This window comes from Roseicyclus sp. (genome assembly GCF_965662675.1).
Taxonomy (GTDB): Bacteria; Pseudomonadota; Alphaproteobacteria; order Rhodobacterales; family Rhodobacteraceae; genus Roseicyclus.
Map to the genome: position 1 here is coordinate 1 of NZ_CBFIIK010000130.1, position 5,310 is coordinate 5,310.

Below are 5,310 nucleotides of genomic sequence, written 5' to 3' on the forward strand. Positions count from 1 at the left end.
GCTGGCCAAGCCGATGCGCAAGCTGGCGGTTGGTGAAGCAATCATCTTTTCCAATGATCTTTCGGCAGAAGTTTTCGCATTGGATGATGGTCTGCGCCTGCGCTTCAACCTGTCGGGCGATGATTTCGACGCAGCGCTGAACGCGGCGGGCGCCATGCCGCTGCCGCCCTATATCGCGGGCAAACGCGCCCCCGATGCCCGCGATCACGAAGATTACCAGACCATCTGGGCCAAGCGCGCGGGTGCGGTGGCCGCCCCCACCGCCAGCTTGCATTTCGACGAGGGCTTGGTTGCTGCCCTTGGCAAAGCGGGGATCGATTTCACCTTCGTCACCTTGCATGTGGGGGCCGGCACATTCCTGCCCGTCACCGTCGACGATGTCACAACGCATCGCATGCATGCCGAATGGGGCGAGGTGCGGCCGCAAGCCGCCGCCGAGATGAATGCCACCCGCGCGGCGGGCGGGCGCATCATTCCCGTGGGCACCACCGCGCTGCGCCTGATCGAAACGGCGGCCGATGCCGATGGCACCATGCACGCCTATGAGGGCAAGACCGACATCTTCATCTATCCCGGCTACCAGTGGAAAATCACCCAAGGGCTGGTGACCAATTTCCATCTTCCGAAATCCACGCTCATGATGCTGGTTTCGGCCTTGATGGGGCAAGACAGGGTACGCGAAATCTATGCTCATGCGATCAAGGAAAACTATCGTTTCTTTTCCTATGGTGACGCGTCTCTCCTGATTCCGTCGCAGATGTGACAGACCGGGGATGATTTCGGTCGCCAAGCTTTCGGCGATACCAAGGGAAAGGCCGTTTCGATGATCAGTGTTCTGCGCCTGTCATGGCCGCTGCTGCTGGGTATGTTTTTGTTGCAGATCGGCAATGGCTTGCAGGGCTCGCTGATGGGCGTGCGTGGCGCGATCGAGGGGTTCTCGACTTTTGAGCTGTCCTTTGTCGCTTCGGCATATTTCGTTGGGTTCTTGGGCGGATCGCGCTTTGCGCCGGTCTTCATCGCCAAGGTGGGCCATGTGCGCGTCTTCGCCGCGCTGGGCTCGCTCATCTCCGCCACGCTGATCAGCTACCCGGTGTTGACCGATCCCTATGCATGGATGGTGCTGCGGGTGATCTTGGGCTTCAGCCTGTCGGGGGTCTATGTCACCGCGGAAAGCTGGCTGAACGATGCTGCCACCAACACCACGCGGGGACAGTCGCTCTCGGCCTATGTGCTGGTACAGATGTTCGGGCTGGTCGCGGGGCAGGGGATCTTGTCGGCGGGCGATCCATCGGGGTTCTTGCTGTTCATCATCCCCTCGATCCTCGTCTCGATCAGCTTCGCGCCGATCCTCTTGTCGGTGCAGCCCGCCCCCGCCTTTCAGGCCTCGCGCCCGATGAGCTTGCTTTCGCTTTACCGCGCCTCGCCTTTCGGCACGGTGGGGATGCTGTTGATGGGTGCGGTCTATGCGATGCAATTCGGCATGGGGTCGGTCTATGCCACCGAGATGGGGCTGACGCTTGGGCAGATCTCGCTGTTCATGTCGGGGATCTTTCTGGGCGCGATCGTGATGCAATACCCGATGGGGTGGCTGTCGGACCGGATCGACCGGCGCGTGATGATCGTGGCCAGTGCCGCGCTTGCGGGGGTCGTTGCGATCGGCGGCTACGGCTTTGCCGAAAGCTTTGTGTTGTTGATGGTCGTCGCCGCCTTGGTCGGTGGCCTGTCGCAGCCGCTTTATGCATTGCTGATCGCCTATACCAACGACTACCTGTCACCTGAAGAGATGCCATCGGCCTCGGGGGGGCTGATCTTTCTCAATGGCTTGGGCGCGATCGGTGGCCCCCCCTTGGCCGGCTTGGTGATGTCCTTGTTCGGAACGGGGGGCTATTGGTTGATCATGGCGTTGTTCTTGTTCCTGACGGCAGCCTATGGGCTGTGGCGCATGACGCGGCGTCCCTCGGCCTATGCGGGCGACAAGGAATACGAGGCGGTTTCCTATCCGAATATCTTGCCCGGTGCATCGCCTGTTGCGGTCGAGACCGCACAAGAGCTTTATGTAGAGGCGACCGAGGCCAGCGAGGCCGAGAACCGCAGCGAGACGACGACAAGCTAAGGCGGCCGAGAAAGGAACCGTCCGATGACCAAAGTCATGGAGAACCGCGCGGGCGAGGTGATCACCTTTTGGCAGGAGGCGGGCCCCGAGTCATGGTATCGCCAAGATGCCGCCTTCGACCGCACCATCCGGGATCGTTTCGGCGCGCTCTGGGATAGCGCCTGTGCGGGTGGGTGCGATCATTGGGCGATGGGCCCCAAGGGGGCACTGGGGCTGATCATTCTGACAGACCAATTCCCGCGCAACATGTTCCGTGAAAGCGCGCGCGCCTTCGCCTCCGATGCGCGCGCGCTGCGGATCGCTGCGATGGCGCTGAACCATGATTGGGATACGCGCGTGGCTGAACCGATGCGGCAATTCTTTTACCTGCCCTTCATGCATTCCGAAATGCTGACCGACCAAGATCGCAGCGTGCGACTGTTCAAGGCGCGGATGGAGACGGGTGACAATCTGCTCCATGCCCGCGCCCATCGTGAGGTGATCCGGCGCTATGGCCGCTTTCCTTATCGCAATGCAGCACTCGGCCGGGTTTCGACCCCGGTCGAGGAGGCTTTCTTGGCCTCCGGCGGCTATGGGGCGATCGTGCAGGAATTGTCCGGGGCCTGAGCGGGGGCGAAAGCGCCAGTTTTCCGTGCCGTTTTGCTACAGCGAAACGTCCCGCTTTCCGCCTCAAGCCTTGCACCCAGCGCAAACCGGCCTGCGACCCAACGCCGATTGTCGCGCGGGCAGAAATTTGTTTAACGTTGAACAAATGGGAATCCGGAGGAGAGTGGCCCGTGGCATCTCAAACATTCGACGTCATCGTGATCGGCGCAGGGCCCGGCGGCTATGTGGCCGCCATCCGCGCCAGCCAGCTTGGCCTCAAGGTGGCCATCGTCGAGCGCGAGCATATGGGGGGCATCTGCCTCAACTGGGGTTGTATCCCGACCAAGGCGATGCTGCGCTCGTCCGAGGTTTTCCACCTGATGCACCGCGCCAAGGAATTCGGGCTCAAGGCCGACAATATCGGCTATGATCTGGACGCGGTCGTCAAACGCTCGCGCAATGTCGCCAAGCAGCTCAACTCCGGCGTCGGCCATTTGATGAAGAAGAACAAGGTGACTGTTGTCATGGGCACGGCCACGATCCCCGCCAAGGGCCGTGTCAGCGTCACCACCGACAAGGGCACCGAAGAGCTGACGGCCAAGAATATTATCCTCGCCACCGGCGCGCGGGCGCGCGAATTGCCGGGGCTCGAGGCCGATGGAAAGCGCGTCTGGACCTATAAGCACGCGCTGGTGCCGCCGCATATGCCCAAGAAACTCCTCGTGATCGGCTCGGGCGCGATCGGGATCGAATTCGCCAATTTCTACAGCACGCTCGGCGCTGATACGACCGTGGTCGAAGTGATGGACCGCATCTTGCCCGTGGAAGACGCCGAGATTTCGGCCTTTGCCAAGAAGAGCTTCGAAAAGCAGGGTATGAAGATCATGCTCAAGGCCATGGTCAAGAAACTCGACCGCGCCGCCGACAAGGTCACCGCCCATATCGAGGTGGATGGCAAGATCGAGATGCATGACTTCGACACCGTGATTTCCGCCGTCGGGATCGTGGCCAATACCGAGAACCTCGGCCTCGAGGCGCTGGGCGCCAAGATCGACCGCAGCTTTGTCGTCACCGATGAGTATTGCCGATCGGGTGTTGAGGGGCTTTTCGTCATCGGGGATGCGACCAACGGCCCGTGGCTGGCGCACAAGGCGAGCCACGAGGGCGTGATGGTGGCCGAGTTGATCGCTGGAGGCCATCCGCATGCCGTGAAACCCGAACAGATCGCCGGCTGCACCTATTGCCATCCGCAGGTGGCCAGCGTTGGTTTGACCGAGGCCAAGGCCAAGGAACGGGGCTTTGACGTAAAGGTCGGCCGCTTCCCCTTTATCGGCAACGGCAAGGCCATCGCGTTGGGCGAGCCCGAGGGGATGATCAAGACCGTCTTCGACGCCAAGACAGGCGAGCTTTTGGGCGCGCATATGATCGGGGCCGAGGTGACCGAGCTGATCCAGGGCTATGTGATCGGGCAAAAGCTGGAGACCACCGAGGCTGATCTGATGGAAACCGTTTTCCCGCATCCAACACTGTCGGAAATGATGCATGAATCGGTGCTTGATGCCTATGGGCGGGTGATCCACCTGTAAGCATGTGCGCTTGACCGCGCCCTTGCGCCCGGTCAAGCAAGCGCCATGAGCCAGCCCTTGCCCCCTTTGCCCGACCGCACGCCTTGGGCGCTGATCGCGGCACTCTACGGCGCGGGGCTTTTGGCGGCGGGGCAGTTCGCCAAGGTCTCGTTGACCTTGGGGCCGCTTGCCTTGGCCTATCCGGGCTGGCCCGTGGCCTTTGCCGTCTCGGGCGTGGCGGTGATTGGTATCCTTTTCGGTGTCATGGCGGGTGGGCTGACCGCCGCCATCGGCCCGCGCCGCGCGATCTTGGCGGCGTTGGGCCTCTCGGCGCTGGCGGGGGCCTTGCAGGCGATCTTGCCGCCCTTTCCCATCCTCATGGCGCTGCGCGTATTGGAGGGGGCGGGGCATCTGGTGCTGGTGGTGGCCATCCCCACGCTGATGGCGGGGCTGGCGGCTGCACGCGACCGTGGGCTGGTCATGGGGCTATGGGCCACGTTTTTCGGGGTCGGCTTCGCGCTGGGCGCCCTTTTGGTGGGAGACAAGGCCGCGCCTGTCTACGCGGTGCATGGGGCGCTTTGCGCGCTGCTTGCGATGGTGCTGGGGTGGATGCTGCCGCGCGCGGGCGTGGTGCGCCGCGCGCGGCCGCGTCTTGCCGATCATCGGCTGATCTACACCGACCCGCGCCTTTTCGCCCCCGCGCTGGGCCACGGCATCTATGCCTTCCTGTTTCTTGCGGCCGTCACCTATCTGCCGACGGCGCTTGGCGCTGCTTGGCTTGCCCCGATCCTGCCGATTGTCGGGATCGTCGGATCGCTCGGCGCGGGCATCTTGGCGCGGCTGATTGCGCCGGGGGCCTTGGTTGCCGGTGGGTTTGGGGTGATGGCCGTGATTTTCGCCTTTGCCCTTGCCCTGCCGACATGGGCGGCGGGCTTGACTGTGCTGGGGATGCTGATCTCGGGCGTGGTGGCGGGCGGTGGCTTTGCCGCCGTGCCATGGTTGAACCAGACCGAGCAGACACGCGCGCTTGCCAATGGTGCCTTGGCG

Annotated in this window: 5 protein-coding genes; all 5 read left to right on the plus strand. The window is 62.9% G+C overall.

Going from position 1 to position 5,310, the window contains the following annotated elements; genetic code table 11:
• The coding region (queA, locus tag ACTG4J_RS14030) for a tRNA preQ1(34) S-adenosylmethionine ribosyltransferase-isomerase QueA (protein ID WP_439140363.1) at window positions 1-763 on the plus strand (763 nt) is incomplete at its 5' end.
• Window positions 764-823: 60 nt separating this feature from the next.
• Window positions 824-2,113 (plus strand): MFS transporter, encoded by a 1,290-nt coding sequence (locus ACTG4J_RS14035; protein WP_439140364.1) that lies wholly within the window; start codon window positions 824-826, stop codon window positions 2,111-2,113.
• A gap of 24 nt (window positions 2,114-2,137) precedes the next feature.
• Window positions 2,138-2,719: a DUF924 family protein gene (locus tag ACTG4J_RS14040; protein WP_439140365.1), complete on the plus strand. Its 582-nt coding sequence runs from the start codon at window positions 2,138-2,140 to the stop codon at window positions 2,717-2,719.
• A 170-nt stretch (window positions 2,720-2,889) separates the two neighbouring features.
• The gene (lpdA, locus tag ACTG4J_RS14045; protein WP_439140366.1) at window positions 2,890-4,284 is read left to right on the plus strand and encodes a dihydrolipoyl dehydrogenase; all 1,395 of its coding nucleotides are present in this window, start codon (window positions 2,890-2,892) and stop codon (window positions 4,282-4,284) included.
• A gap of 45 nt (window positions 4,285-4,329) precedes the next feature.
• Window positions 4,330-5,310 (plus strand): MFS transporter (locus tag ACTG4J_RS14050; RefSeq protein ID WP_439140367.1); only part of this gene is annotated, 981 nt, incomplete at its 3' end.